At 38.4% G+C, this 26,702-nt stretch carries 23 protein-coding genes and 1 other annotated feature; of the genes, 18 read left to right on the plus strand and 5 right to left on the minus strand.

All coding sequences use genetic code 11. The features are described from left to right. Window positions 1–5 precede the first annotated feature (5 nt). From D1B32_RS07480 to D1B32_RS07535, 12 genes are all read left to right on the plus strand, one after another. Window positions 6–227 (plus strand): MbtH family protein, encoded by a 222-nt coding sequence (locus D1B32_RS07480; RefSeq protein WP_095307392.1) that lies wholly within the window; start codon window positions 6–8, stop codon window positions 225–227. Between the two features lie 2 nt (window positions 228–229). After that, window positions 230–1,651 (plus strand): MDR family MFS transporter, encoded by a 1,422-nt coding sequence (locus tag D1B32_RS07485; RefSeq protein ID WP_118889030.1) that lies wholly within the window; start codon window positions 230–232, stop codon window positions 1,649–1,651. Further along, window positions 1,644–2,345: a 4'-phosphopantetheinyl transferase family protein gene (locus tag D1B32_RS07490; RefSeq protein WP_158586220.1), complete on the plus strand. Its 702-nt coding sequence runs from the start codon at window positions 1,644–1,646 to the stop codon at window positions 2,343–2,345. The genes D1B32_RS07485 and D1B32_RS07490 overlap by 8 nt, the downstream gene beginning before the upstream one ends. A gap of 335 nt (window positions 2,346–2,680) precedes the next feature. After that, window positions 2,681–3,205 (plus strand): hypothetical protein, encoded by a 525-nt coding sequence (locus tag D1B32_RS07495; protein WP_095307388.1) that lies wholly within the window; start codon window positions 2,681–2,683, stop codon window positions 3,203–3,205. 77 nt (window positions 3,206–3,282) lie between these two features. After that, window positions 3,283–3,600: a thioredoxin family protein gene (locus D1B32_RS07500; RefSeq protein ID WP_095307387.1), complete on the plus strand. Its 318-nt coding sequence runs from the start codon at window positions 3,283–3,285 to the stop codon at window positions 3,598–3,600. A 29-nt stretch (window positions 3,601–3,629) separates the two neighbouring features. Next, the gene (locus D1B32_RS07505; protein WP_095307386.1) at window positions 3,630–4,436 is read left to right on the plus strand and encodes a DUF1444 domain-containing protein; all 807 of its coding nucleotides are present in this window, start codon (window positions 3,630–3,632) and stop codon (window positions 4,434–4,436) included. A 14-nt stretch (window positions 4,437–4,450) separates the two neighbouring features. Next, the gene (gene ytpR / locus D1B32_RS07510) at window positions 4,451–5,056 is read left to right on the plus strand and encodes a YtpR family tRNA-binding protein (protein WP_095307385.1); all 606 of its coding nucleotides are present in this window, start codon (window positions 4,451–4,453) and stop codon (window positions 5,054–5,056) included. A 489-nt stretch (window positions 5,057–5,545) separates the two neighbouring features. Then, window positions 5,546–7,909, plus strand: a complete 2,364-nt coding sequence (locus tag D1B32_RS07515; protein WP_095307383.1) for a DNA translocase FtsK — start codon at window positions 5,546–5,548, stop codon at window positions 7,907–7,909. Between the two features lie 241 nt (window positions 7,910–8,150). Then, a complete protein-coding gene (locus D1B32_RS07520) occupies window positions 8,151–9,266 on the plus strand; it encodes a nicotinate phosphoribosyltransferase (protein WP_095307382.1) in 1,116 nt (371 codons plus the stop codon). Window positions 9,267–9,402: 136 nt separating this feature from the next. Continuing rightward, window positions 9,403–10,713, plus strand: a complete 1,311-nt coding sequence (murC, locus tag D1B32_RS07525) for a UDP-N-acetylmuramate--L-alanine ligase (protein ID WP_095307381.1) — start codon at window positions 9,403–9,405, stop codon at window positions 10,711–10,713. A 449-nt stretch (window positions 10,714–11,162) separates the two neighbouring features. After that, a complete protein-coding gene (locus D1B32_RS07530; RefSeq protein WP_118889031.1) occupies window positions 11,163–11,570 on the plus strand; it encodes a DUF948 domain-containing protein in 408 nt (135 codons plus the stop codon). A gap of 21 nt (window positions 11,571–11,591) precedes the next feature. Continuing rightward, complete coding sequence (locus D1B32_RS07535) at window positions 11,592–12,083, plus strand: YtxH domain-containing protein (RefSeq protein ID WP_118889032.1); 492 nt, start codon at window positions 11,592–11,594, stop codon at window positions 12,081–12,083. A 51-nt stretch (window positions 12,084–12,134) separates the two neighbouring features. Here D1B32_RS07535 and D1B32_RS07540 read toward each other — a convergent pair whose 3' ends face one another. After that, window positions 12,135–14,267, minus strand: coding sequence for a cell division protein FtsA (locus tag D1B32_RS07540; protein ID WP_118889033.1), 2,133 nt, complete (start codon window positions 14,265–14,267; stop codon window positions 12,135–12,137). Window positions 14,268–14,500: 233 nt separating this feature from the next. Between D1B32_RS07540 and D1B32_RS07545 the strand changes: the two genes are divergently transcribed. The 3 genes from D1B32_RS07545 to motP all read left to right on the plus strand — a co-directional run bounded on the left by D1B32_RS07545 (window position 14,501) and on the right by motP (window position 17,905). Then, window positions 14,501–15,574 carry a bifunctional 3-deoxy-7-phosphoheptulonate synthase/chorismate mutase gene (locus D1B32_RS07545; protein WP_095307376.1) on the plus strand — a complete coding sequence of 358 codons (1,074 nt, stop codon included), beginning with the start codon at window positions 14,501–14,503 and terminating at the stop codon, window positions 15,572–15,574. A gap of 372 nt (window positions 15,575–15,946) precedes the next feature. Next, window positions 15,947–16,948: a catabolite control protein A gene (ccpA, locus tag D1B32_RS07550; RefSeq protein WP_095307375.1), complete on the plus strand. Its 1,002-nt coding sequence runs from the start codon at window positions 15,947–15,949 to the stop codon at window positions 16,946–16,948. Window positions 16,949–17,080: 132 nt separating this feature from the next. Beyond that, window positions 17,081–17,905: a flagellar motor protein MotP gene (motP, locus tag D1B32_RS07555; protein ID WP_118889034.1), complete on the plus strand. Its 825-nt coding sequence runs from the start codon at window positions 17,081–17,083 to the stop codon at window positions 17,903–17,905. Between the two features lie 98 nt (window positions 17,906–18,003). On the opposite strand, the gene D1B32_RS07560 is transcribed toward motP, so the two are convergent. The 4 genes from D1B32_RS07560 to D1B32_RS07575 form a co-directional block, all read right to left on the minus strand. Further along, complete coding sequence (locus D1B32_RS07560; RefSeq protein WP_118889035.1) at window positions 18,004–19,161, minus strand: acetoin utilization protein AcuC; 1,158 nt, start codon at window positions 19,159–19,161, stop codon at window positions 18,004–18,006. Continuing rightward, window positions 19,161–19,808: an acetoin utilization AcuB family protein gene (locus D1B32_RS07565; RefSeq protein ID WP_118889036.1), complete on the minus strand. Its 648-nt coding sequence runs from the start codon at window positions 19,806–19,808 to the stop codon at window positions 19,161–19,163. Before D1B32_RS07565 ends, D1B32_RS07560 begins: the two co-directional genes overlap by 1 nt. A 1-nt stretch (window position 19,809) precedes the next feature. Continuing rightward, window positions 19,810–20,463, minus strand: coding sequence for a GNAT family N-acetyltransferase (locus D1B32_RS07570; protein WP_118889037.1), 654 nt, complete (start codon window positions 20,461–20,463; stop codon window positions 19,810–19,812). A gap of 181 nt (window positions 20,464–20,644) precedes the next feature. Beyond that, window positions 20,645–23,554 carry a transglycosylase domain-containing protein gene (locus tag D1B32_RS07575; RefSeq protein WP_118889038.1) on the minus strand — a complete coding sequence of 970 codons (2,910 nt, stop codon included), beginning with the start codon at window positions 23,552–23,554 and terminating at the stop codon, window positions 20,645–20,647. A gap of 190 nt (window positions 23,555–23,744) precedes the next feature. Beyond that, window positions 23,745–24,037 (plus strand) — a binding site (T-box leader). Between the two features lie 132 nt (window positions 24,038–24,169). On the opposite strand from D1B32_RS07575, the gene tyrS reads away from it, so the two are divergent. The 3 genes from tyrS (at window position 24,170) to D1B32_RS07590 (ending at window position 26,623) form a co-directional block, all read left to right on the plus strand. Continuing rightward, window positions 24,170–25,438: a tyrosine--tRNA ligase gene (gene tyrS / locus D1B32_RS07580; protein WP_095307368.1), complete on the plus strand. Its 1,269-nt coding sequence runs from the start codon at window positions 24,170–24,172 to the stop codon at window positions 25,436–25,438. A gap of 110 nt (window positions 25,439–25,548) precedes the next feature. Continuing rightward, window positions 25,549–26,124 (plus strand): GNAT family N-acetyltransferase, encoded by a 576-nt coding sequence (locus D1B32_RS07585; protein WP_118889039.1) that lies wholly within the window; start codon window positions 25,549–25,551, stop codon window positions 26,122–26,124. Between the two features lie 31 nt (window positions 26,125–26,155). Further along, window positions 26,156–26,623: an SRPBCC family protein gene (locus tag D1B32_RS07590; protein ID WP_118889040.1), complete on the plus strand. Its 468-nt coding sequence runs from the start codon at window positions 26,156–26,158 to the stop codon at window positions 26,621–26,623. Window positions 26,624–26,702: the final 79 nt, after the last annotated feature.

Here is a 26,702-nt window from a genome sequence, read left to right on the forward strand (position 1 = left end):
AGATGATGAGCAATCCTTTCGAAAACCCGGATGGAATTTATGTAGTCTTAATCAATGAGGAAGGCCAGTATTCACTCTGGCCCGACTTTCTGGATATACCATCAGGATGGGAACATGTTTACGGAGCAGACAATCACGAAAAGTGCCTGGATTATATTAAATCACATTGGCATAATCAGATGCCAAATAGTTTGAGAGTATCTGAAAGCATTGGTTCCAGGGCTTAGGAATGAAGCAATATTTTAATGCTAGAGTAGCAGTTGTCATTGTTTATGTACTTGCTATGTTTATGTCTGCTCTTGATAGTACCATTGTTAATGTAGCATTACCGGCAATTGGGGAAGCGTTCGACGTTCCCCCTTCTGCTACTGGAACAATCAACATCGGCTATCTCGTTAGCTTAGCAATGTTTCTTCCAGCAGCTGGTTGGTTTGGAGACCGTTTTGGGACGAAACGTGTATTTTTAGCCGCGCTTGCAATATTTACGATTGCGTCGGCATTATGCGGAATAGCTCACAATATGTTTACATTGAACCTGTTTCGAATTTTGCAGGGCATAGGGGCAGGTTTTCTTACCCCTGTTGGTATGGCGATTTTATTTAGAACGTTTACCCATGAAGAACGACCAAAGCTTTCACGTATACTTATTATACCGATTGCACTTGCACCTGCACTTGGCCCGGTAATTGGCGGATTGCTTGTAGATGTTCTTTCCTGGCGATGGATATTTTATATAAATATTCCAATTGGCATATTGGCCTTAGTAATAGGGAAGGTATACTTGCAGGAACATCTGGAGGAAGCGGTAGGGAAATTTGATTATAAAGGTTTTTTACTGTCGCTATCAGGTTTTTCGATGTCAATTTATGCACTCACACAAGGTGCGATAAAAGGTTGGACTTCTCCGGAAATTCTAATTACTGGTCTTGTCGGTATTTCTTTCATGATTGCGCTCGTTCTTGTAGAACTTCGTATCGATAAACCGATGATCAATTTAAGTCTCTTAAAAGATCCGATGTTTCGCACAATGAATCTAATCAGTCTCTGTTCAGCGGCTGGTTTATTGGGGATGCTGTACGTATTTCCGCTCATGTACCAAAACGCATTAAATGTAAGTGCTTTACACACAGGACTAACAACATTTCTAGAAGCGCTTGGATTAATGGCAGCTTCTCAAATCATGCCTTGGACCCTGAAAAGACTTGGATTGCAGCGTCTGCTAGTCTTTTCACTATTAGGAACCATTATTGTATTTATACTCATTGCACTATCCGCATCATCTAATCCATGGTTGCTCAGAGTAATGATGTTTGGTATTGGCTTTTTCCTGGGCCAGACCGTAGGAGCTGCACAAATTTCTGCATTTAAACATATCGATTCTGCTTCTATGAGCAGAGCAACAACATTATTTAATATGCAGAACAGACTAGGCTCTGTACTTGGTGTAGCTATATTGTCCAGTGTACTCGGTGCATCGGATGCAGCAGAGGCTGAACATATTGGATTATTGAACTACCAGTATGCATTGTTCGGAGCTGCTCTATTTCTAATTATCGCATGGGTTATTGCAATCAGGTTTAAAGAAACAGCAGATAAGCTAAATCCGCGGATACATTTGGATGAAGTCGAGAGGGGCAAACAGAGTGGTTGAAGTTTATATTTGTCAATTACCCGAAGAAAAAAGCCAATCAGAGCTAACATCCATGCTGGCATATGTATCTGGCGAAAGGCAAAAACGAATAATGCAATTCTTCCACCTCGCAGATGCTTACCGTACACTGGTCGGTGAACTGTTGATTAAGCATGTGCTTTATAAACAGTCAGGGAAGCGAGCAAAGGATATTACAATAGAAAAAAATGCATATGGTAAGCCATATTTTCCAGATTATCCTTCTATACAATTCAATATTTCACATTCTGGTGATTTTGTTGTCTGTGCGGTGCACGATCAGCAGGTGGGCATTGATGTAGAAGAGGTAAGGGTATTTGATTTATGTATGGCTAAGCAGCTTTTTACCGAGTTTGAATATTGGGAAATACTTGCAGCAGAGAATAAAAGCCTTGTATGCTTTGATATTTGGACAATGAAAGAAAGCTATGTGAAGGCATTAGGAAAAGGGTTGGCTATTCCTCTTGATTCTTTTCGGGTGAAAAAAATAAAGATGGACCAGGCTGTTATTATAGATATGGATAGAAATGAAGAGATTAAGGGCTTCATGCTAAAGCAATTTACAATTGCAAAAGACTACAAGCTTGCTGTATGTGCACATGGTGCAAGTGAATATAACTTTTGTAAATATCCGGATCAGATAAGTTTTCACCACTTATGTAACGATGTTATGTAGAAGTCAAAAGCTTTGGAAAAGGATAACCTATAATAGCATACAAATTGTTTTTATAAATTATTAAACGTGAGCGGTGGTCCTCTACTGCTCACGTTTATTTTGGGTGAACTGAGTATAACCAAATAGACTCTAAAGTGTTATTGGTTCTTTAGCTGTTTTCATCGACTGCCTCCAGTTTTATCACCTTTCAAAAATGTTCGATTTATCGAACCCCAAAAAATATGGATGAAGTTCGTACGTTGCTAACTAGGCACAGCCGCTTTTGTTCTTTAAAAATAAATCATTTCATAGTATCATGAACAATGGCTAAAAAGTACGTACTAGGAGGAAGCGTCGTGAAAAATTTAATCGTTACGCTATCTGTAACAGCTTTAGCTATTATATTGCTTGCTGGGTGTGGATTTAAATCAGAGGAAGAAGCAGTAGCTGATGCAAAAGAAGCGGCTGAAGCGGTATTTTATAGTGATACACCGGTTGAAACAAATTATGAAATGGAAAGTAATTCTATTTATATACCTGATCGTTTAGAAGTAGAGAGCAAAGATGAAAGTAATTTGATTCTTGTTGATGGGAAGCAAACATACATCGTTTTTTATAACGAATTTGAACCCGCTTCAAGTGAGTTGAATTACGAGGCTGCTCAGTCAGATCAAGCACTGGTGCTGGATTCGTACAGTGATGGTGATAAATTTGGGTATATGCGAATTCTGCCTGACGATGGAGAGGGCTACGAATTACAAATTGGCATTGGAGGCGCTAAAATCACCACATATACCCAAAAGTCTAGAATCAAGAATGATGCAAGTGAGTTAATGAACATTGCAAAATCAATTGCTATCGAGCAGGAGAGCATAGAGTAAACACATGTTCAACCCTTGATAATTGAATCATACTTGAAACAAAGCTATGATAGTAAAGGAAAGGGAGTTGAGACGAAATGAAACAGTTAGAAACAGTTGAGCAATTTAATGATTTAAAAGATAATGAACGTGTTATTTTTATATTTTCCGCTGGCTGGTGCCCAGATTGTCGTGTTATTGAGCCGATATTACCTGAAATTGAACAAGCCTATTCACAGTATCAATTTGTCGAAGTAAATCGAGATAATTTTATTGAACTTTGTCAGGACTACGATATATACGGCATTCCAAGCTTCTTAGCTTTCGTAAACGGCAAGGAAGCTGGTCGCTTTGTTAGTAAGGACCGGAAAACAAAAGAAGAGATTGAGCAATTTATTAACGGACTATCAGTATAAGCTCAGGTGGTACAGGAGGTGACGATTGCATGAAAATGACGAGCTTTAAAATGAAAAAAGTATTGGAAGAACGTTTTGCGAATGAATATTTTAAGACTTCGTTTAATCGTGATAAAGATACATTCAGAGTAGAATGGAAGGAATCGAACCAAGGAATTACAATTACATTACCAAATGTAATCGTAAAATACAATCAGCGTGGAGAAGTGGCTATTGATGAGCTGGAGGAGCATGTGAGAGAGGCGCTCCGAATTATGAATGAGGAGCATCAGCTTGCGGGAATGGAGAAACATATATACCCTGTTATGCGTTCACCGTCCTTTCCAACGGAAACCAAAGCCGGTACAAAGCTTGTCTATAAGGATCATACAGCAGAAACGCGTGTTTTCTATGCGCTAGATTTAGGTAAATCCTATCGGCTGATAGATGAAAAGCTTCTTGAACAAGAAGGTTGGACTGCTTCACGCATTGATGAAATAGCAACATTTAATGTACGTTCCTTGAGTCTTGATTATAAGCACGACCAAGTAGCTGATAATGATTTTTATTTTGTTGCAACACAGGATGGCTATGATGCAAGCAGAATATTAAATGAAGCTTTCTTAGAAGAGATGAAGGCGAATGCCAAAGGTGATTTAACTGTAGCCGTTCCCCACCAAGATGTGTTAATCATAGCTGACATTCAAAATAAAATGGGGTATGATATTTTAGCGCAGATGACAATGAAGTTCTTCGCGGAAGGACGTATACCAATTACCTCTCTTCCATTTATTTATGAAAATAAGAAGTTAGAACCAATCTTTATACTTGCAAAAAATAGACCTGAAAAAAGCTAGAAAGGATGAATGTAATGGATGTTTTTTACAATCCAGATGGTATTGGTGACGTGTTACTGATTCCAATCAAGGATGGAGACCGTTATGAAATCGAACACGAAAGATTCGGTCCAATTACAAAAATCACTTCAAAAAAAGGTGAGGTGCTTGGCTACAATATATTTGAAGCTTCGAAGCATTTTGATTTAGCAGAAAAGGGAAAGATAAAGTTGACGGAATCCTTCTTACAAGAGATTAAGCAATTATTCGCGGTAAATCAACTTAGTGATCAGCTTGATTTTGACTTGAGTCCAAAATTTGTAGTTGGCTATGTAACAAGTAAGGATAGCCATGAAAATGCCGATAAATTGAGTGTTTGCCAAGTTGACGTGGGTACCGAAACATTACAAATTGTATGTGGAGCACCGAATGTGGATGCAGGTCAAAAAGTAGTCGTGGCTAAAGTTGGCGCAACAATGCCAAGTGGTTTGAAAATCAAACCTTCTGAATTACGAGGAGTACCATCAAATGGTATGATTTGTTCACAAAAAGAATTAGGGCTCCCGAATGCGCCAGCGGAAAAAGGAATTTATGTATTGGATGATTCTTATTCAGTAGGAGAAGAATTTATCACGCATTAACGGGCTGGTCGACTTAGATCGCGACGTCCTGTGCGTTGTGATACCCACCCTCTTTGCGTAAGAAATACAAAAATGTGAAGGTGGGAGGGAGATAAATATCCCGTAACTCCAGATTCTGTTCAACTAACATTCAGTAAGGGAGGAAAAGAACCTCCTTTACTGAATGAAGTTTTACTTTATCGTTTAAATAAGGCAAAAGGACAACCTTTCACATGAGTGCGAGGTTGTTTTTTTCGTTTACCTGCCTACTTTTAATTAAGTTTTTTCATCTTCATCAAGTTACATAGATAATCGACATTGCTTGAGACCCAGAGAAGATGATGGTAAACCAGGTAATTCAACTTATGTTTTCTTACATACGTTTCAAAAAAACCTAAAAACTGCTAGAATAGAAAATGATTAACTATAATGTTATACCATTATTGTATGGGGATAGGCAGGAAAGGTTTCTATTTTCCTGTCCGCTAAAGAAAAGAAAGAGTGATAGATATGTTTGAACAATGGAAGAAAAAATTAAAAAATATATTTACAGAAGAAGTAGAAGTGGAAGTTGAAGAAATTGTGGAGATTAAGGCAAACCCTAGCCTTCATAATAAAGAAAATAAACAAGTTGAAGCGAGAATGATGTATCAGTATCCTGAGAAAAATTCATTTCGTTTTCCTGTTATACCTGATGTGCCAACAAAAAAAACGGTAAACCGGCCAGCTGAAAGTAAAGTTGATTATGAAACGTCTGCGCCCACATTTAAAAAGGAGAAGAAGCGGGAAGAAAGAAAGTTTGAAGAACCGATAAGACATGACAGGAAAGTATACAAAAAGAATCCTGACATTCCATTCGAGCCGACAGACGTACCATCGCCAATTTATGGCTATCAAAAGAGGCAGAAAGAGAAGGAAATAGAAAATGTTCCTGCATATAAACGGAAGGATCAAATACAGGAAGAAAAACGTAATGAAGAACAGATTCCTATCTTCTCAAAGATAGAGGAACGCAAACAAAAATCTGCGTCGCCAATAGAAGTGCAAAACAAGGCAGTTGAAAGTATTACAAAGGAATCTTCTCTTAATAAAGAAGAGACAAGCCCTGTAATCGAGGCAGAGAAAGAGGCTGCAGCTACAGAAGCTCCTCTAGAAAATGTAATAAAAACAGAAGATACGAGTTCCGAAGTGCAGGAAAGAAATCGAAAAGAAAAAATTAATCCGATTAGCACACAACAGAATCAGCGAGTATCGGAAAGAAGAAGTGAAAGAAAGTCGGAACCATTTAATGTTATCATGACACCTCGTGATAAAAAACGACTTTATGACCGAAAACGTAATGAAGTATGGAAGCAACAGGCAGCGACAATAGAAAAGATGGAAACAAAGGAAACGCAGCAGGAAGAACCTGTAACTCAACAAGGAGCAGTGGAGCAGGAAGTTATTGATATCGTACAGCAACAAGAGCTTGTACGGGAAGTCCCTGTTCACTTACTCAATGATCCGGTAGAAAAAAACAATGACGACAAGCTTTGGGTAACAGAACAACAACAGTTGCTAGAACAAACGCTAAAATATTTTAATGTACGTGCACGTGTCGTAAAAGCGACACAAGGACCATCTGTAACAAGATTTGAAGTTCATCCAGAGTTAGGCGTTAAGGTAAGCAAGATTAAAAATCTTTCCGATGATTTGAAATTGAACATGTCTGCAAGAGATATCCGTATCGAAGCCCCGATTCCGGGGAAAAATACAGTTGGAATTGAGGTGCCAAATCTGAAAGCAGAGATGGTAGGCTTGCAAGGTATTTTTGAAACGGAAGAATTTAAAGAAAGTAAATCACCGCTTAGCATTGCACTCGGCTTAACGATTGAAGGAAATCCAAAGATCACAAATATCCAAAAGATGCCACATGGTTTGATTGCAGGTGCAACAGGTTCCGGGAAGAGTGTTTGTATTAACACGATTTTAATTAGTCTCATCTACAAAGCAAATCATGAGGATGTTAAATTTTTGCTCATTGACCCGAAAATGGTCGAGCTAGCACCTTACAATGGCATTCCACATCTAGTTGCACCAGTTATAACAGATGTGAAAGCTGCAACACAAAGTTTGAAGTGGGCAGTGAATGAAATGGAAGACCGTTACGAGAAATTCGTTCAGGAAGGTGTGCGAGACATTGAACGCTACAACCAGAAGGTAATCAAACAAGGTCGTAGCAGTGTAAAAATGCCGTTCATCGTAATTGTTATTGATGAGCTTGCTGACTTAATGATGATGTCACCGCAGGATGTGGAGGATTCAATTAGCCGAATCGCCCAAAAAGCGAGAGCATGCGGGATACATTTATTATTGGCCACACAGCGTCCATCTGTTGATGTTATTACAGGACTAATTAAAGCAAATATCCCAACACGGATTGCATTTAGTGTATCGTCCCAAATTGACTCGCGGACTATTATTGATTCTAGCGGGGCGGAAAAGCTTCTTGGAAGGGGCGACATGTTATTTGTAGAGAATGGTGCTGGTCAAAGTGTCCGTCTACAAGGTCCGTATGTCTCCGACGAGGAAATCGAACGGGTAACAAGTTATGCTAGAAGCTTAGCTGAGCCGAACTATCTATTTGAACAGGAACAATTGCTGGAGCAAATTACCGTAGATGAGGATGCGGATGAATTAATGGATGAAGCAATTCAATTTGTTATGAATCACCAAAGTGCAAGCACATCGCTCTTGCAGCGTCATTTTAAAATTGGCTACAACCGGGCAGCACGCTTGATTGATGCACTAGAGGAACGAGGTATTATTTCTGGACAAAATGGAAGTAAACCGAGAGAAGTATTAATTAGTCCATCCCAACTAGATGAAATGTAATTTACCATGCATTTGCGAGCTTAACACCTCCACCTGTAAGTGTGAGAAAAGCAAAAACGTGAAAGTAGGGTTAACATCCCGTAAATTCCTGATTCTATTCAAAGGCCTGCGGGTCTCCCTTGTGGTGCTACCATTTAGCGGGGAAAGGACCCCCACAAAATGAAATTTCACTTTATTTGTCTAGTTGGGGAATTTTCTATATGATAAAAGAACGAATTGTTACTGATAAGGAGAGCCTATTATGAAAGAAATTGAACAAAAGCTAGAAGGTAAAATTAAACGATTAACGAACAGAACCTTTAAATTTGACGAAAGAATCCGTGAGGGATGGTTTTCAGCCGTTTATTTTCTTAAAACGAAAAAAATTGCAGAGGAAAAATTAGCAAATAATTATGTAACGATGCAATTTTTTCAAAAGGAGCATGCTGTATTATGTGGAACTGATGAGGTAATTGCATTGTTACATACATTTGCAGACCGTCCAGAAACGCTGAAAATCCACTCGCTAAAAGATGGAGATAGAATCAGTCCGTACGAAACAGTTCTCACAATTTCTGGGTCTTATCAGCAATTTGGCTTTTTAGAAGGAATTATTGATGGAATCCTTGCAAGAAGAACATCTGTCGCGACAAATGTATACAATGTGGTAAAAGCTGCACGAACCTCCGGGGAGCAAAAACCAGTTGTTTTTATGGGAGATCGTGATGACCACTACACGACTCAGGCAGGGGACGGATATGCTGCATTTATCGGTGGGTCCACTGCACAAGCTACGCACGCCATGAATGAATGGTGGGGTAAAGAAGGAATGGGAACAATGCCGCATGCATTGATTCAAATGTTCCGTGGAGATACCGTAGCAGCTGCTAAAGCCTATCATGAACTATTTCCTGAAGATGATTTGGCTGCGCTTGTTGATTACAATAACGATGTGATAACAGATTCATTAAAGGTTGCCAGAGAATTTGGAGATGCTCTTAAATCCGTTCGTCTCGATACATCCCGTACATTAGTGGATAAGTACTTTTTAAGAAACCATCATTTAATGGGAACTTTTGATCCAAGAGGTGTGAATCCCGAATTACTTTTTGCATTAAGAGAAGCATTGGATGATGACGGCTTCCAGCATGTTAAAATAATGGTTACTGGCGGATTCACAGAAGAACGGATTACCGAATTTGAAAAAGCTGGAGTACCTGTAGATATGTATGGTGTTGGAAGAAGTTTACTACGCTTAAATGTTGGGTTTACAGGAGATTTAGTACTGCTTAATGGAAGTCCGGAAGCGAAAGAAGGACGCAGATATAGACCAAATCCACGATTGGAAAAGGTTGACTATAACGCTCCAAACGCATGATACAGCCGTGCTTTCGAAAATAAGAGAAAAGTATTTGAATCTATATCAATTTTTGCTATAATGAATCGGTGTGAATATCCTTTCATACAATTATTTGCAGATGTAACGTTTGTATGAACAAGTTGGAGGTTCGTTTATGACAACTTACCATTTTATTGGTATTAAAGGGACAGGAATGAGTGCTCTTGCGCAGATCCTTCATGATTCGGGTGAAAAGGTGCAAGGGTCTGATTATGAGAAAAAATTTTTTACGCAGGAAGCACTTGAAGAAAAGCAGATTCCAATTCTTGCTTTTTCTGAAAGTAATATTAAAAAAGAGTTTACCGTTATTGCCGGAAATGCATTTTCAGATGAGCATATAGAAATTCAGGAAGCGAAAAGATTAGGCTGTACATTTTACAGATATCATGAATTCCTTGGCGAATGGTTGAAGCAGTATACAAGCATTGCCGTCACAGGTGCACATGGGAAAACATCAACAACGGGGTTATTAGCCCATGTGTTAGATGAAACATTCCCTATTTCTTATTTAATAGGTGATGGTACAGGCAACGGTCATGTTGACAGCCAGTATTTTGTTTTTGAAGCTTGTGAGTACCGTCGTCATTTCTTAAGCTATGAGCCTGATTATGCGATTATGACAAATATTGATTTTGACCATCCAGATTACTTTACGAGTCTTGATGACGTAGTCGATGCGTTTCAATCCATGGCAGACCGAGTAAAAAAATGTATTATTGCATGTGGTGATGATGAAGAACTGCAAAAGATTCATACGAAGGTTCCGGTAATTTATTATGGGTTTGCTGCAACAAATGACTTCCAAGCTCAGAATGTGCAGGAAACAGAAAATGGAACGCAGTTTGACGTGTTTGTAAGAAATACGTACTATGAAACGTTTACGATTCCGATGTATGGAAATCATCATATTCTAAATGCGCTATCTGTCATTGCGATTTGCCATTATGAAGGTATTCAAGCAGCAGATATTAAAAATCTATCTACATTTAAAGGGGTTAAGCGCCGCTTTAGTGAAAAAGAAATTGCTGGTCAAGTAATTATTGATGATTACGCACATCATCCAAGGGAAATTACGGCTACAATTGAGTCTGCGAGAAAGAAATACCCGAATAAGCAAATTGCAGCTGTTTTTCAACCACATACATTTACAAGAACAAAAACATTCCTGCAAGAGTTTGCTGATAGCCTAAATGAAGCAGATCACGTTTATTTATGTGATATCTTCGGCTCTGCTCGAGAAGAATCGGGTCAGCTGTCAATTAATGACTTACAGCAATTAATTTCAGGAAGTGAAATCCTCGAATTAAATCAAACAGAAGTGTTACAGCAGTTTAAAGACAGTGTTCTAATTTTCATGGGTGCTGGAGATATTCAAAAATTCCAAAAGGCGTATGAAGAAACGCTAAAAAACTCAATAAAAAACTAATGCCGTAAACCATCAATTCTAGTAATTGGTGGTTTATTTTTTACTTGTAATAAAATCAAAGTATTTTAATTAGACCACGTTTATACGGTTGAGATAAAATGATAGAAATTTGCTGTTTATGTTTACGGAATAAATTATATGGGAAAATAAGCTATACAAGTAAGATATATTTTTCATATGAGTAGGCAGGAATTCTATCATATTTGTCGAAATTGTTAAAGGAAAGGGTTATACTATAAGGGCAAAGGAATGAAGTGGCAAGCCGCTATGGAATAGAAGGTTTTGTGCTTTATTGTACTTATTCAGCGCGTTTCTTCGCTCATACATAGGTTTACCCTTTATAATTTGGGGTATTATTTTAAAAAGTGTATGATTGTATTAATAAAGAAATGCTCTTATTAGAACCAACACAATAGCAATACTACACGAAAAAGGAGCTGATTTTAGAAATGGAAGTTATATTATATATTGCCGCACTTCTTGCAGTTATCGCATTTATCGTGCTGGTAGTATATGTAGTTATTACATTAAAAGCAACAAAAGAAACGCTAAACAACGTATCAAATACAATGCAAGGACTAGAAAAACAAATACAAGGTGTTACAACGGAAACAACGCAGCTTTTGAATAAAACTAATCGTTTAGCTGACGATATCAATCATAAATCTGCAAAGTTAGATGGTCTATTTGAAGGTGCTAGTGGTATTGGTGATACAGTCAAAGATTTCAACCAAACATTGCGACAACTTTCCAATACAGTTTCCCGATATTCTAAAGAAGATCAGGAAAAGGCTGCACAAGCAGTGAAATGGGGAGCTTCCATATTGGAATATTGGAATAAAAGAAAAAGAAAATAATTAACTCTAGGAGGAATAAGGATGCCAGAAAACAATATTAATACAAAAGATTTTATTATCGGATCATTAGTAGGGGCAATTATTGGTGGATCAACAGCATTGCTGTTTGCCCCAAAATCAGGAAGAGAGTTAAGAAGTGATATTAACCAAGGTGCAACACAAGTTAAGGATCGTGCCAGCGGATTCAAGGATGCAGCCCAAGAAAAAGGAATGGAATTGAAAGATAAAGCATTCGCTACAAGTGCTGACCTGACTAAGAAAGCTGTTGATACGACATCACAACTTACTAAAAATGTTGCACAAAAGTCTCAGGAATTAAGAGAGAATGTTGCTCAAAAATCACAAGAATTAAAAGAAAATGCTTCTCAAAAAGCGAATGAAGTGAAAAAAGATGCTGCAGAAAAGGCTGAGGAAGTAAAAGCAGATGCCGAGCAGAAGGCAGAAGAAGTAAAGGCAGATGCATCGAGCAAAAAAGAAGAGGTTAAAAAAACTGCAAAAGCAGCAACAAAATAAGATAAAAAGGCTGTCACAAAAAAGTGACAGCCTTTTTAAAACCTTTTTTATTTAGTCTTCCCAGCGAATCTCTAGCTTATCTCCAGTGATAATTTTCTCATCAAACGAGGTCGGGAGATTATTCTTCAACAATTTAAACTTTCCGTTTGCCTTGGTTAAATCGATGTGTACATAACGAAAAACATCCTGAAAAATGAATGGCTCTATTTTTCTTTCTTTCAGCGTAAGTACATCGTGTGGCTGAATAGGGTCCTCTATACTTAATAAATCCTCATCTCGCTTGATTCTAACAAGAGGTTGTGTCAATATAACCTTTTCATCATTAAACGTGACAGTGACCTTATTTAAAGCTTTTTTATCAAGCTGCTGTAACAGATCATGGACGGTCGGTTGCTTTGCTAGTATGACTTCTATTCGATCATTTTGTTTTAAGGTGTCATCTAACGCTGATTCTTCATTGTTGACCAAAATTCTAGTTGTCCCAGTAGTTAGCGTGATAGAATGGTTATTGAGTCGTATTGTAAATGGTTTTGTAGTGATACTCGGAACCAAATTTCGCTCTAGTAAAAATGCACGGATTGTTCTTGTTTGTTTCCAGGTGACTTTGTCGCCATCTTTTATACTATAATTTGAGTTTTTAATACTGCCATTTACATAAAAGTCTGTTTGCAGCTTATAAGGCTTTTTGTTATAGAAGATAGTCATAGATGGCGCTTCACCAATAAGTTCCTTTAAAGTCGTCTGTACTGGCTTTCCATCGGCACCAGCAACAAATTCAATTTCATCCCCATCTATAATTAAGTCATCAACGTGGGCGGCGTTATTGTTTAAATAGATTTGCGGTGCTTTGCCAAAGCTGCCAGGTAGTGTTATTTCTTTACCATTTACAGTAACAATAGAGGCTAACCCTGGTTTTCCATAAAGCTTATTCAATTTGATCCCAGCTTGAATCAAGCAATCGCCAATAGTAAGTTGCTTCATCTCAAATAGTCGAATGACTTGCTTGTTCACTGTTACACTCACATAATGCACAGGATTTTGTCTGGCGGCAATTGCAATACCAATTGGCGTAACAAAGTCAGGACCCGTTGGGACACCTTCATGACGTAAATTTTGGATTGCGTCGCTTCCGCGAATAGCAACCCGATTATGCGGAAGATCCATTTTATCTGCAAGATTTGTTGTTAAGTTTGGTGTTAAGCTTCCTCCACCAACAAGCATGATTGCACGCGGAGCTTTTGCATTTAACTGAAGAATTTCAGTAGCTATTGCTTCAGCCAGACGCTCGACAGATGCTGCAATATCTTTGGCAAGTGTCTCATAGGTGATGACAGATTCAAAACCTAGTATATCTGCAACCGTGTATTCCCCGTTATTCACGATTGCTCGTTTCGTTTCCTCTGCCTTAGGAAAATCAAGTAAGTAATGATCACTTATCGCTTCAGTCACTTCATCACCAGCGATAGGTACCATTCCATAAGCTACAACAGTACCTCTATCCGTAATTGCAATATCACTCGTTCCTGCACCAATATCAACAAGCGCTACATTCAGTCTGCGCATCGACTCGGGTATTAACACATGTATCGCTGCTATTGGCTCTAGTGTTAGTGCCTCCATATCCAGATCTGCACGTCGAAGGGCTGCTAGCAATGATTCGACAACTATTTTAGGAAGAAACGTAGCAATTATTTCAACTGTAGCTTCTTCACCGCTCTGGTCAATGAGCGAGCCGATTTGTTCTTGATCTAACTTATAATTTAGAACAGAATACCCAACACAGTAATAGTTATTGTAATCATTATTTTTATCTTTTTTCGCTAGCGTTTGCTGTGCGTGTTGAACAGCAGTGAGCTCTAAATGCTTGATAACATCTAAATCTGTAATTGGGTGATGGTGCAATGAAATGGAAGCACTTGCTTCCACTGTTTTTAATGATCTTCCGGCTGCGGCAACACAGGTTTTGGTAAACGGGCTACCTGCTCTTTCTTCAAGTTTTTCTTTGACCTCTTGAATGACTTGAGCAACCGCTACTACATTATGTATTTGTCCGTCACGCATTGAGCGTTCTGTATGTTCTTTCATATAATAATCAATTACTTTGAATTTGTTATCGAGACTCTCCAATATAATGCCAGTAACGGAACGAGTGCCAATATCGAGGGCAAAAATAGGTTCTCCCATCGCTTAAACTCCTTCCTTTTAATAGTATGATAGTTTTTTACAATCTTATCCGTCCGGTGTCATGCCAGGCAGTTGTGCTTCTTAGTGCCTGATCTCAGTCTCTCCAAAACGGGTCTCAAAAAAGAGAATAGTAAAAAGATATCTATTATATTATAAACTTATTGGTGACAAATAAAAGAATTTTAGCTATAATTGTCTCTAATTATTAAAAAATGACTTCAGGGGGACTGGAAATGAGTAATGAAATGGAACAGCTTAGAGTTCAGATGGATGATGTGAATTTAGAAATTTTGGAATTAATAAACCGTCGTGCAGAGATTGTTCAGCAAATCGGTCAGTTGAAAACAAAGCAAAGTATCAAACGATTTGATCCAGTACGTGAAAGAGAAATGTTGGATAAAATTAAGGATAACAATAATGGTCCTTTTCAAAATTCAACACTGGAGCATATTTTTAAAGAAATTTTTAAAGCGAGTTTGGAATTGCAGGAAGATGATCATAGTAAAGCATTACTCGTTTCTCGAAAAAAGAAACCTGAAAATACAGTGATTGACATTAAAGGTGCTAAAGTAGGAAATGGTAACACTAGCTATGTTTTTGGACCGTGTGCAGTTGAAAGCTATGAGCAGGTGGCTGCAGTTGCGGAATCTGTAAAAAGTAAAGGACTTAAATTACTGCGTGGGGGAGCGTTTAAACCTAGAACTTCACCTTACGATTTCCAAGGACTTGGCGTAGAAGGACTCCAAATTTTAAAACGAGTTGCTGATGAATATGATTTAGCGGTAATTAGTGAGATTGTAAACCCAGCACATATTGAAGAAGCTGTTGATTACATTGATGTGATTCAAATTGGTGCAAGAAACATGCAAAACTTTGAATTATTGAAGGCCGCAGGGGATACAAATAAACCAGTACTATTAAAACGTGGTTTATCGGCAACGATTTCTGAATTCATCAATGCAGCAGAGTACATTATTTCCCGTGGTAATGGGAATATTATTTTATGTGAACGTGGTATCCGAACATACGAAAAAGCAACACGTAACACATTAGATATTTCAGCAGTTCCAATTTTGAAACAAGAAACACATCTTCCGGTAATGGTTGATGTTACACATTCGACAGGAAGACGTGACTTACTGCTACCGACTGCAAAGGCAGCACTTGCAATTGGAGCTGATGGTGTTATGGCTGAAGTACATCCAGATCCTGCGGTGGCGTTATCTGACTCTGCACAGCAAATGGACATTCCAACATTCGATATATTCTTTGAAGAGCTTAAAGGTATCGAAAATCGATTGAAATAGATAATAGTAGAAGAAAGGCTGCAATTATGCAGCCTTTCTTTTTTTGGAGGAGGTAATGAAAATCCTCCTTTCGTTATAATAATGAGTGCCATTAACATTGTCGATTATCACTAACGCTTATATAATGATATGCATATGAAGCCGTATGATCGTATAGCATTTTTGGAAATGTATTTTCATAACTTTCACTTCAGTAAGTAATAGAAGTATGCTAGTATTGTTTTTTGTTAAAACTAATAGTGGATGAACTCGCATTTGTGTACATTTTAGGACAATTTCTTGGTTTTTAAGATTTTTTTTGTAATTTTTTTCATCCTAGAGTATTATATAAAGAATAGAAGTCGATTTGTAATATTAGGAGGTAGACTTTAGATGAACATAACGATATATGATGTAGCTCGTGAGGCGAATGTTTCAATGGCTACAGTGTCTCGTGTTGTTAACGGAAATCCGAATGTAAAACCAACAACACGTAAAAAAGTATTAGCAACGATTGAACGATTAGGCTATCGTCCAAATGCAGTGGCTAGAGGATTGGCAAGTAAAAAAACAACTACTGTAGGAGCGATTATTCCAGATATCTCGAATATCTTCTTTTCCGAACTTGCCCGAGGAATTGAAGACATTGCAACGATGTATAAATATAATATTATTTTGAGTAGTTCGGATCAGAACAAAGATAAAGAACTGCAACTCATCAATACGATGCTAGAAAAACAAGTGGACGGAATTTTATTTATGGGAGGCAGCATCGACGAGGATCATATCCAACAATTCAAAACGTCTTCTGTACCAGTTGTACTTGCAGCTACGTATGATCCCGCAGATCAGATTCCTTCAGTAAATATCGATTATGAACTCGCGGCATATGAAGCGACTAAACATTTGATCGATAAAGGACACAAACACCCTGCATTAGTTGCAAGTAATTTAGATTTTGGTGTTAATACATTAAAATATAATGGATACGTTCGTGCGCTCAAGGAAGCTTCTATTGAAATTAATGAAGAATTCATTTACAGAGGCGTTTATGCTTATCAAACGGGATTAGATGCAGTAGAATATTTCGCAAACTTGGATGAAAAACCGACTGCTATATTTGTAACTTATGATGAGCTTGCACTAGGTGTTATTCATGGAGCACAGGACAGGGGATTAGATGTACCAAATGATCTCGAAGTATTTGGCTTTGATAACACAAGACTTGCAACAATGGTGCGACCTACATTGACTACAGTTGTACAACCAACCTATGATATTGGTGCAGTAGCAATGCGTCTGCTTACAAAATATATGAATAAAGAAGAAGTAGAAGATAATAATGTTGTATTACCACATCGACTTGAATTAAGAAACTCAACATTAGAAAAATAATACCGATATAAATAGTAAATTAGATAGATGTTCAAAATGTTACCAACCAATTTGAAGAGCTTATGCTGCGGAAATAGGTAACCTTTTGAACTCTTCTTGTTTTAGTAAAGTAACATAGGGAGCTAAATGAATATGAGAAAACGCGATTTCCTAACTCCAATTGGTATTACTCTAGGTTTTATTATGCTTATGTTAGCAATTATGACGAATAGTGGTACGGAGGGGGTTGCATCGTTTGCTGACATACCTTCCGTATTTATTGTACTCGGAGGCTTAGTTGCTTCCATGCTGGTCACATTCAAAATGGACCAAATTAAATTAACAGGTAAGATCATGAAGGAGGCATTTCATAAAAATGATATGCAGCTTCCTGAACTAATTAAACTATTCGTGCGTCTTTCAGAGCGGGCGAGAAGGGAAGGCATTCTCGCATTGGAAAATGAGCTCGAGGAAGTTGAAGACCCATTTATTAAAAAGGGTATACTGCTTGCGGTAGATGGTATTGATCCAGAGGTTATTACTGATATTATGAATGCTGAAATTACAGCTTTGGAAGACCGACATTACAAAGGGAGAGTACTTTTTGAAAAGGCAGGAGATTATGCACCTGCATGGGGAATGATTGGAACATTAATCGGTCTTGTTCTCATGCTGAATACGTTAGAGGATCCTGGAACGTTAGGTCCGAGTATGGCAGTAGCGCTCCTTACGACCCTTTATGGAACTGTACTGGCTAATCTGTTTTTCCATCCTATGGCTAGCAAGCTTGAAGCAAAGACAGAGGAAGAGGTTTTTACAAAGCAAATTATTATTGAAGGTATTATTGGTGTTCAATCGGGACAAAATCCGCGAATTTTAGAAGAGAAGCTTAGTGCCTTTCTTTCAAATGAAGCAAAAGAAAGAAAAGATGTTGGGCATAACGAAAGCTTCGTTGGAGAGCGTATAAATGAAGCGTAAAGAATTGAAAAACAGAATCTGATATCGATTCACGAGGCAAGAAGCTGTCTATAATGGACAGCTTCTTGCCTTACTTATAGGAATCTAATTTTCGATGTCTACCGAATTGGTTTCGTATACTTTAATAGACTTTTTAATAATTGTTCATTTTTCTCTGAGATCTCAGCCTTTCTAGGAATCTCTGGAATAGCTTCTTCACTATCATGCCAGTTGGCTGGTAGCCTGACAGGAGATTCGTTTTGCCACTTCTCTATCCATTGAACTGGAATAGCTCCTGCTGCTGGTTTGCCATGCTTCATCACATTCCATATTTGTGCCCAGGCACGCGGAACAACACGCCACATATCATACCCTCCACCACCAATTGCAATCCATTTTCCATTACAGTACTCGTGTGCCAATTCATGTGCCACGAACGGTATTCGATCATAAATTGCCATTGTGCCACAAAGGTGTGTTAAAGGATCAAAACAATGCGCATCAGCCCCATTCTGGGTCACAATGACATCCGGCTTGAAAAATGCTGCAATTTCTCTTACTGCAGTTTCATAGACATGCAGAAAGGATTCATCCTGTGTAAAGGCATCAATTGGAAGGTTAAAGGAATACCCATGCCCTTCCTTAATACCACGCTCATTCACATTTCCTGTTCCAGGGAAAAGGTATCTTCCTGTTTCATGAATCGAGAAGGTACATACATTTGGATCATCATAGAACGCCCATTGTACGCCATCACCATGGTGGGCATCGGTATCAATATATAACACTCTTAATTTGTATTTTTCACGAATATATTTGATTGCAACTGCACTATCGTTGTAAATGCAAAATCCAGAAGCCTTTCGCTCAAAACCATGATGTAACCCACCTCCAAGATTAAGCACATGATCTTTGTTGCCGCTAATCACTTCATCAACAGCGGTTAATGTACCGCCAACTAAAAAGCTACTTGCCTCATGCATATTTTTAAAAATCGGTGTGTCTTCCGTTCCTAAACCATACTCCTGTCCTGCTTTTTCGTTTAACCCGCCTCGCCCAGCTCGTTTCACCGCATCGATATAATCATAATCATGAAATAGTGCAAGCTCTTCATCCGTTGCCATCCTTGCAGGAATAATATCTTGCTTTGTTAAAGCGCCACTCAATTCCAATAATTCTTTCGCTAATTGCACCCTTTTGTGGTTAAAGGGGTGATCTTTATGAAAATGATAGGTAAGATAATCATTGGAAAAGACAAAGGCCGAATTGTTTCGCATTATGTCAGCCCAAGCCCATCGTTTGGCCACAGCAATTCATAGCCAGCATTGCGCAAGTCTTGGATAATAGGCATTGGATTCATTGTCTGAATACGGAATACGAGAACTTTATAATCTAAATCATTTTTATACGGATAAACTAAGACTGAGGCAATATTTGTTTTTCTTTTTCCGAAAATAGCTGTAACTTCAGGCAGAATTCCAGGTCTGTCAGGAACCTTTACTTCAATTAAGGAACTTTGAACATGGGTGCCTGTTAATTGGATCAATGTATAAAGCATGTCTTTTTCTGTAACAACCCCAACTAAACGATTATTACGGACAACTGGAAGACAAGCAATTTCTTTATCATAAAAAATCGAAGCAATTTCTTCGACAAAATCCATTGGATGAATCGTAATCACGGGATGACTCATAATTGTTTGGATTTCATTTTGCAATTCACTGTTGTCTGCATCTTTAATAAATGTTGATGGACTAGCATCACGCACATCTCGATCGGAAACAATTCCAATCACCTGGTTCACATCATCCACAATGATAATATGACGAATACGATGTTTTTCCAGTAGGTCTAATGCGTTTGCAATAGTTGCTCCAGGCTTGAGTATTACGACTTCCTTTTTCATAATCTCTTCAACATGCATATTACAAACCTTCTCTCATGTCTCGATATTTATTTCGTGCTAAAAAGCGAAGTTTATCGAATTGTTGAATGGACTCCTCGTGGACATTTTCCCCGATTCGAACCATTAAACAGTTTGCGGGGTGAGAAATGATTTCAGGGTCATCAGTAGGTGCTGGAAGTAACCCACCTGCGGCCATCATTTTCTCCATGATTTTACGGTAATTCCAAATGCTTAATTTCGTTCCTTCTAAATCCCAGTGCCAATAATATTCGGTAGAGATAATGATATAGTTTTCCATATATTCGTCCATCATGGAGACCTTTAAAAGGTTTGAGGCAACTCTTTCGCCGCGATATGAAGGAATCATTTCAATTGCGCCTAATTCTATTAAGTCTTCCATATTAAACGTTGACCATCTTTCCAGCGGATCGGGATGTAAGTATGTGACATAGCCGACAATTGTATCTGTTGTTCTGGCAACTATAATTCGTCCCTCTGGAAATTCAGCTATCTCAAGGAGGGCTTCGAATTGTTTTGCTGCAGGCCGGAAAGCGGTCAGTTGTTCATGGAAATAGTACTGGCTTAACTCGGTTGCAGATAATGGTCCTTCAATAATGATGGTTCCTTGAGCGGTCTCGTAGGAAATACTGTGAAAAGTCTTTACATGCTCCATTTGTTCACCACCTGTATTTAATCCGCTTTCATACATCTATTATACAGCATTTCAATTACTATTTTTAGTATTTTGTGAAAGTTTATCGAAAAGAATAGGCTGGCATTTAGAGGCATAGTAGGGGAGGTGGAGTGATAAAAAAAGAGAGAGCTAAAAAGCTCCCTCAAAAATATATCATCCATTAATCATCATCTGATTTGTTTTTATTATTGCTGTCATTTTTTTTATCTTTATTATCCGTTGCTTTTTCATCCTTGTTATCATCGTCTTTATCCTTATTGGATGTATCGTCATCCTTTGGTTTGTCACCAACCGTAAATTCAGACGACGCTTTGGATTCATTTCCAGAGTAGTCGATTGCTTTTATCGTATATACAGCATTTTCATCGCCAATATTATATTCGGTTTGACTGGAGTTGCCGACCAGTTTAAAATCTCCGCCGGATGAGTTTGCGCGATAAATACGGTAACCAACAATATCGTTATTATCAGGCTTACTCCAAGTTAGCTTATTACCTGACTTTTTAACTGATGTTGGTGCCCCAGGTGCTTTGCCATCATCTTCGATCGAGCTCCCCGCAGACCCACTAGGAATGCCAATTTTCCTCCACTTCTCTCCATCCTCACCTCTAGGGTACAGGACAGAAAGATCACTGAGTTTATCAAATCCATTTCGTTTTAACCATTCAGGATTAAAGGTAACTCCATTGCCATTCGTAAATTCACTAGGTGTATTGGAACCAGCTTTTACTGATTTTCCATCGACAAGCACTTGGTTTCCAGAAATAAGACTATCATCCTTTTCGGTAGGTACGAATTTTTCATTAAATAAATCAGTTTTTACTAATCCAGCTTTTTCACATAATTCCGATGGAAGCATTCCGGAAATAGAACAGTAGCTACGCTCGACGATTCCACCAGGACGTTCGAATTTATCCTTCGGTGCAACAAGCTCTGGTTTGATATCTGATGCTGCATTAATAAATTCGGACCAAAGCTTCATATTACGCTGGCTATAGTTAAGTGGATAGCTTGGATCATAAACGGATGCTGGAGTCTTATACCCAATCCAAGTACCAAAGGTAACGTTAGGGTTGATGGCAACAAACCAGGCATCCTTATAATCGTTCGATGTTCCGGTTTTACCTGCCCAATCAACTCCACCATGTTTTAATTGTGAGTTTAGGTATGCCCCGGTACCTGATGTAATGACATCGCGCATCATATCAAGTGTTAAATAACTTGTTTGAGGCGTAAACACTTCTACCGGATCGGATTTATGTTCATATAGGATATCTCCATCTTTTGATACGATTTTTTCGATCATATAACCGTCCGAAAAATTACCGTTATTACCAAGTGTACTAAATGCATTGATATTTTCTTCTACGGTTACACCTCGATCCATTCCTCCTAAGGAAAGGGAAGGTTGGACGTAATCACCGGATGTTAATGTAGTGATCCCCATTTTCTCTAAATATTCTTTAGCAGGGTTGTCCTGAATTATTTTCATATACGTATCCACTGCTGGGATGTTGTAAGAACCAGCTAATGCTCTCCGTGCAGAAACCATTCCATAGCTGGCGTTACCATAGTTGCTTACTTCATACGGTGCGCCTCCAGGGTTTGGGAATGTTCTTGGGTAATCCGCTATCGGAGTTCCAGGTTGGACGGCACCTTTTTCAAGTGCTGGTGCATAATCCAGTATAGGCTTGATCGTACTTCCGTTCGAACGGACTGCACGAGTAGCATAGTTATAATGATTATCTAAGCTTGGAGCACGATTACCAAAGAAGCTAATAATTCTGCCTGAATTGTTTTCAATCATCATTCCGGCAGCCTGTACTTCCTCTGTCCAGCTCGTTGTTTCACCCGTTTCATCATCCGTTACTGTAAACGTATGATCGCGCCCATAGTGCTCATAATTTTTACCGATTTCCTGGAAAGCATCATAAATTTCTTTGTCAATTGTGGAATGAATTTCATAACCGTTATTTCTTAGCGCACGTGATGCAAGCTCTTCATATTCCTTGTTTAAAGCTTCATTTTTATTAAGATCCCCTGATGTATACCCATCTTCTTCAGCGAGAATTTTTTTAATGAGCTTGGTCGCTCTTTCCTCAATTTCAAAGGTTAATACTGGATATGTTTCCCTTGGAGATGGACTTTTTTCAGAGAAATCTGCGACAATATCATATTCTAATGCTTCTTCGTATTCTTCCTTTGTAATGTACTCCATATCATACATGCGATTAAGTACTGTTTTCATTCGGTTTATTCCTGGTTGGATACCTGCTTCATCCTTTAGACCACCACTATTGACAAACGGTGTGTAGGATGAAGGGCTTTGGGGTAGTCCAGCGAGATATGCGGCCTGAGGAAGATTAACTTCATCAGCATCAATACCAAAAATCCCCTTTGAAGCTGTTTGAACACCAGCAATATTTCTGCCTGAAGCATCCCTGCCATACGGCACAATGTTTAAGTAGGCTTCCAGAATTTCCTCTTTTTCAAAAAATCTTTCTAAGCGCAGCGCGAGCAACATTTCAACTGCTTTTCTTTCAAAAGAAACCTCATCAGTAAGAATTTGGTTTTTAATCAATTGCTGTGTTAATGTACTCCCACCAGTTTGGATAGAAGAATTGGTAACTTCCTGAACCATTGCACGAAGAATTGCCTTTGGTACAATTCCTTTATGCTCATTAAAATATTCATCTTCTGTAGCAATAACGGCCTGCGTTAAAATTGGTGAAATATTCTCTAATGTTGTTTCTTCACGATGTATATCGGAGTTTATATCACCAAAGTAAACATCATCAGCAAAGTATAGTTTCGATGTTTCTGAGTAATCATAAATATCCTGAGCCATCGTCTCATAGCTGCGAATTGGTTCATCCTTTACAAGCGATGCGAAATAGCCCGCTCCAACAGCTCCTGCAAAAATAAATCCAATAAAACCTATAACAAGAACGAATAAAATAACATTCCACACCACATCGTAGGTAACGCGTGATGAACGCTGGATTTTCCCTGTTTTCCATAGGGTCGACAGCTTCTTCTTATATTCGAGCATTTTTTCTTTAAATTCCATTTGTGAACCCCCTAAATTTCATATATATTATAGCATATGAGTGTTTTTTGTTGTATCGTATTTAGAAATTAAATATTGCAATTGCATTACAGATGTGTTATGAATGTATATAATACATATTGCATGTTCAAGAACAAGGATAAAGAGGAATTTCTCAATTCTATTTAGCTGCTTGTTGAGCATCTTTTGATATGATGTGATGAAAGATCGCAGTAGCTTAGCAAATCCCTATTAAAGAGAGCTGGCGGAAGGTGCAAGCCAGTATACATTTGCAAGTGAATTACAATCTGGAGCATTTCTTTCGGTAGGAGTAGTGTATGTTTTAAACTAGGATAAAAAGGGCCAACGAAGAAATTCGAAGTGCCATTTTTACTGACTGTTGAACTTCCTTTACGGAAAGAACGGTGGAGACATCGTTAACAATCCCAAGTGGCTATTTTTTTAGCAACAAGGGTGGTACCGCGTGTTCAGCTCGTCCCTTTTTTTAGGGGCGAGTTTTTTGGTTTGCAGATAAGAAAGTGTGAAACTGCCTTATCTGCATAAGTGAACTAAGGTATTTGCTAAAAGGATTGCAAATGCCAGGTTTTTTAATAAAAAAGTAATGGAGTGTGGAGAATGGACATTTTACAAGATCTTGAAAACCGAGGGCTGGTCCATCAAGTAACGGACCGAGAAGGGCTAGAAAAGCATTTGAAAGAAAACCAAATTACATTATACTGTGGCTTTGACCCAACAGCCGATAGTCTGCATATTGGCCATTTAGTGCCATTAACCATGTTAAAAAGATTCCAACAAGCTGGACATAAGCCGATTGCGCTTGTAGGTGGAGGAACAGGAATGATTGGCGATCCAAGCGGAAGGTCCAGTGAACGTTCCTTGAACACGAGCGAGGTTGTCCACGGGTTTACAGAGAAAATCAGAGAGCAAATTAGCAAACTGGTTGATACTGATCAAGGTGATAATCCGGTACAGTCAAGAAATAACCATGACTGGCTTGGCAATATGACAATTATTGATTTTCTGCGGGATGCAGGAAAACATTTTGGAATCAACTACATGCTTGCAAAGGAATCTGTTTCTGCCCGAATTGAACAAGGAATTACATTTACCGAATTCAGCTATATGATTTTGCAGTCGCTTGACTACCTTAAATTGTACGAACAGGAAAATTGTACTTTACAAATTGGCGGTAGTGACCAATGGGGAAATATCACTGCGGGGATGGAACTTATCCGCCGTTCCAGAGAAGATGAAGACGAACAAATAAAAGTATTCGGACTAACAGTACCACTCATTACAAAAGCAGATGGTACAAAATTCGGCAAAACAGCTGGAAACGCGGTATGGTTAGACCCAGAAAAAACGACACCATATGAATTTTACCAGTTCTGGATTAATACAGATGATCGTGATGTTGCTAAATTCTTACGTTATTTCACATTTTTACCTGAGGAAGAAATTGCAGTCCTTGAGCAAGAAGTAGAACAGCATCCGGAAAATCGTGTTGCTCAAAAACGTCTTGCAGAAGAAATGACAAGATCAATTCATGGCGAAGCAGCGCTGAATCAGGCCATTAAGATATCAGCAGCATTATTTAGCGGTGACTTGAAGGAGTTATCCGCAAGTGATATTGAGCAAGGCTTTAAGGATGTACCAACATACGAAGCGGAAAAAGAGGATATTAACTTGGTGGACCTATTAGTGCAAGCTTCCATTTCTTCATCGAAACGCCAAGCAAGAGAAGATATTGGCAATGGAGCTGTATCTATTAATGGCGAACGACAACAAGATGTTAATTATGTGGTAACAGCGGATGATCGTATTGAAGACCAGTTTACAATCATTCGCCGTGGAAAGAAGAAATATTTTCTTGTGCAATTTTAAAGAGAACGAATACTTGGCACGGATGTAATGACATTCGTGCCTTATTTAATTTAGCTGCTTTAATTTTCGAAAAAATCCTTTATAATGAGTAGAACGAATGGAGGGATTCGATGATTAAAGAAGGCACTTATAGTGATTTGCCAAAAATTGAAACAGAACGTCTCATACTTAGAAAAATAACGAAACAAGATGTACCAGATATGTATGCATACTGTTCAGATCCAGAGGTAACAAGATTTGTTACGTGGAACCCGCATCAATCGCTAGCAGATACAGAAGCGTTCGTCGAATTCATCTTAAACAATTATAAAAAGAAAAGTTTAGCACCATGGGGGATGGAATATAAAAAGACAGGAAAGATTATAGGAACGGTTGACCTTGCATCATGGAACCCAACTCATCAAAGTGCAGAAATTGCATATTGTATCCACCAAGGCTACTGGGGATGTGGTTTAACGACAGAAGCGGCTAAGTCAGTCATAGCATTTGGATTTTCCAATATGGATTTAATCCGAATTCAAGCAAGGTGCTTTGTCGCAAATATCGGTTCCGAGCGCGTAATGGAAAAGCTCGGAATGACGTTTGAAGGGATTATCCGTAAAGGGATGCTAGTAAAGGGAAAACATGAAGACTTAAAGCTGTATTCGATTTTGAAGGAAGAATTTGAATTAATAGAAATGAATTAGTTTATGAAACGATTCGAGGGAGGAAGTTCATTTGAGTATTCGATTTCAAGTGCATCGAACCATTCATGCATCACAAGAAAAAGTTTATGAAAGCCTGATCGATCTAGATGATGCAAAAGAGTGGATGCAGGGCTTTGGAGGAATTGAGCGATTAGATGAGGGCCCAGTTCAAGAGGGGAGTCAGTGGCTGGAAACAAGAAAAATATTCGGACAAAAAGCGACAGAGCACTTTGAAGTTGTTCAGCTAGTACATCCAGAGAAAATCGTTCTTCGCTGTGATGGAACAAAAGGAACAACAGGGAAGGGAGAGTTTATTTACACGTATAATCTCTTTTCGGAAAACGATATGGATACGGATGTTACGTTATCTGGAGAAATTAATGAACTAACTGGTATGGCGAAATTCTTCGGTAAAATGATGGGTGGTACGTTTAAAAAAGCTTGTGCGAAAGATTTGGATGCGTTGAAACAATATATAGAAAATGGATTAAATGATTAATGTGAGTCAATGTATGGAAAAAACATGAACCTCGTTATAAATAGACCTCAAATTCTTGAGAGACAAGGATTTGAGGTCT

Source organism: Oceanobacillus profundus, assembly GCF_003515705.1.
GTDB lineage: Bacteria > Bacillota > Bacilli > Bacillales > Amphibacillaceae > Oceanobacillus > Oceanobacillus profundus.

Coding starts and splice junctions, on each gene's coding strand:
- D1B32_RS07540 (WP_118889033.1), bottom strand. CDS start 14,267: ATGGGAGAACCTATTTTTGCCCTCGATATTGGCACTCGTTCCGTTACT.
- motP (WP_118889034.1), top strand. CDS start 17,081: ATGAGAAAACGCGATTTCCTAACTCCAATTGGTATTACTCTAGGTTTT.
- D1B32_RS07520 (WP_095307382.1), top strand. CDS start 8,151: ATGAAAGAAATTGAACAAAAGCTAGAAGGTAAAATTAAACGATTAACG.
- D1B32_RS07515 (WP_095307383.1), top strand. CDS start 5,546: ATGTTTGAACAATGGAAGAAAAAATTAAAAAATATATTTACAGAAGAA.
- D1B32_RS07530 (WP_118889031.1), top strand. CDS start 11,163: ATGGAAGTTATATTATATATTGCCGCACTTCTTGCAGTTATCGCATTT.
- D1B32_RS07500 (WP_095307387.1), top strand. CDS start 3,283: ATGAAACAGTTAGAAACAGTTGAGCAATTTAATGATTTAAAAGATAAT.
- murC (WP_095307381.1), top strand. CDS start 9,403: ATGACAACTTACCATTTTATTGGTATTAAAGGGACAGGAATGAGTGCT.
- D1B32_RS07485 (WP_118889030.1), top strand. CDS start 230: ATGAAGCAATATTTTAATGCTAGAGTAGCAGTTGTCATTGTTTATGTA.
- D1B32_RS07545 (WP_095307376.1), top strand. CDS start 14,501: ATGAGTAATGAAATGGAACAGCTTAGAGTTCAGATGGATGATGTGAAT.
- D1B32_RS07575 (WP_118889038.1), bottom strand. CDS start 23,554: ATGGAATTTAAAGAAAAAATGCTCGAATATAAGAAGAAGCTGTCGACC.
- tyrS (WP_095307368.1), top strand. CDS start 24,170: ATGGACATTTTACAAGATCTTGAAAACCGAGGGCTGGTCCATCAAGTA.
- D1B32_RS07535 (WP_118889032.1), top strand. CDS start 11,592: ATGCCAGAAAACAATATTAATACAAAAGATTTTATTATCGGATCATTA.
- D1B32_RS07480 (WP_095307392.1), top strand. CDS start 6: ATGAGCAATCCTTTCGAAAACCCGGATGGAATTTATGTAGTCTTAATC.
- D1B32_RS07565 (WP_118889036.1), bottom strand. CDS start 19,808: ATGCATGTTGAAGAGATTATGAAAAAGGAAGTCGTAATACTCAAGCCT.
- D1B32_RS07505 (WP_095307386.1), top strand. CDS start 3,630: ATGAAAATGACGAGCTTTAAAATGAAAAAAGTATTGGAAGAACGTTTT.
- D1B32_RS07560 (WP_118889035.1), bottom strand. CDS start 19,161: ATGCGAAACAATTCGGCCTTTGTCTTTTCCAATGATTATCTTACCTAT.
- D1B32_RS07585 (WP_118889039.1), top strand. CDS start 25,549: ATGATTAAAGAAGGCACTTATAGTGATTTGCCAAAAATTGAAACAGAA.
- D1B32_RS07570 (WP_118889037.1), bottom strand. CDS start 20,463: ATGGAGCATGTAAAGACTTTTCACAGTATTTCCTACGAGACCGCTCAA.
- ytpR (WP_095307385.1), top strand. CDS start 4,451: ATGGATGTTTTTTACAATCCAGATGGTATTGGTGACGTGTTACTGATT.
- ccpA (WP_095307375.1), top strand. CDS start 15,947: ATGAACATAACGATATATGATGTAGCTCGTGAGGCGAATGTTTCAATG.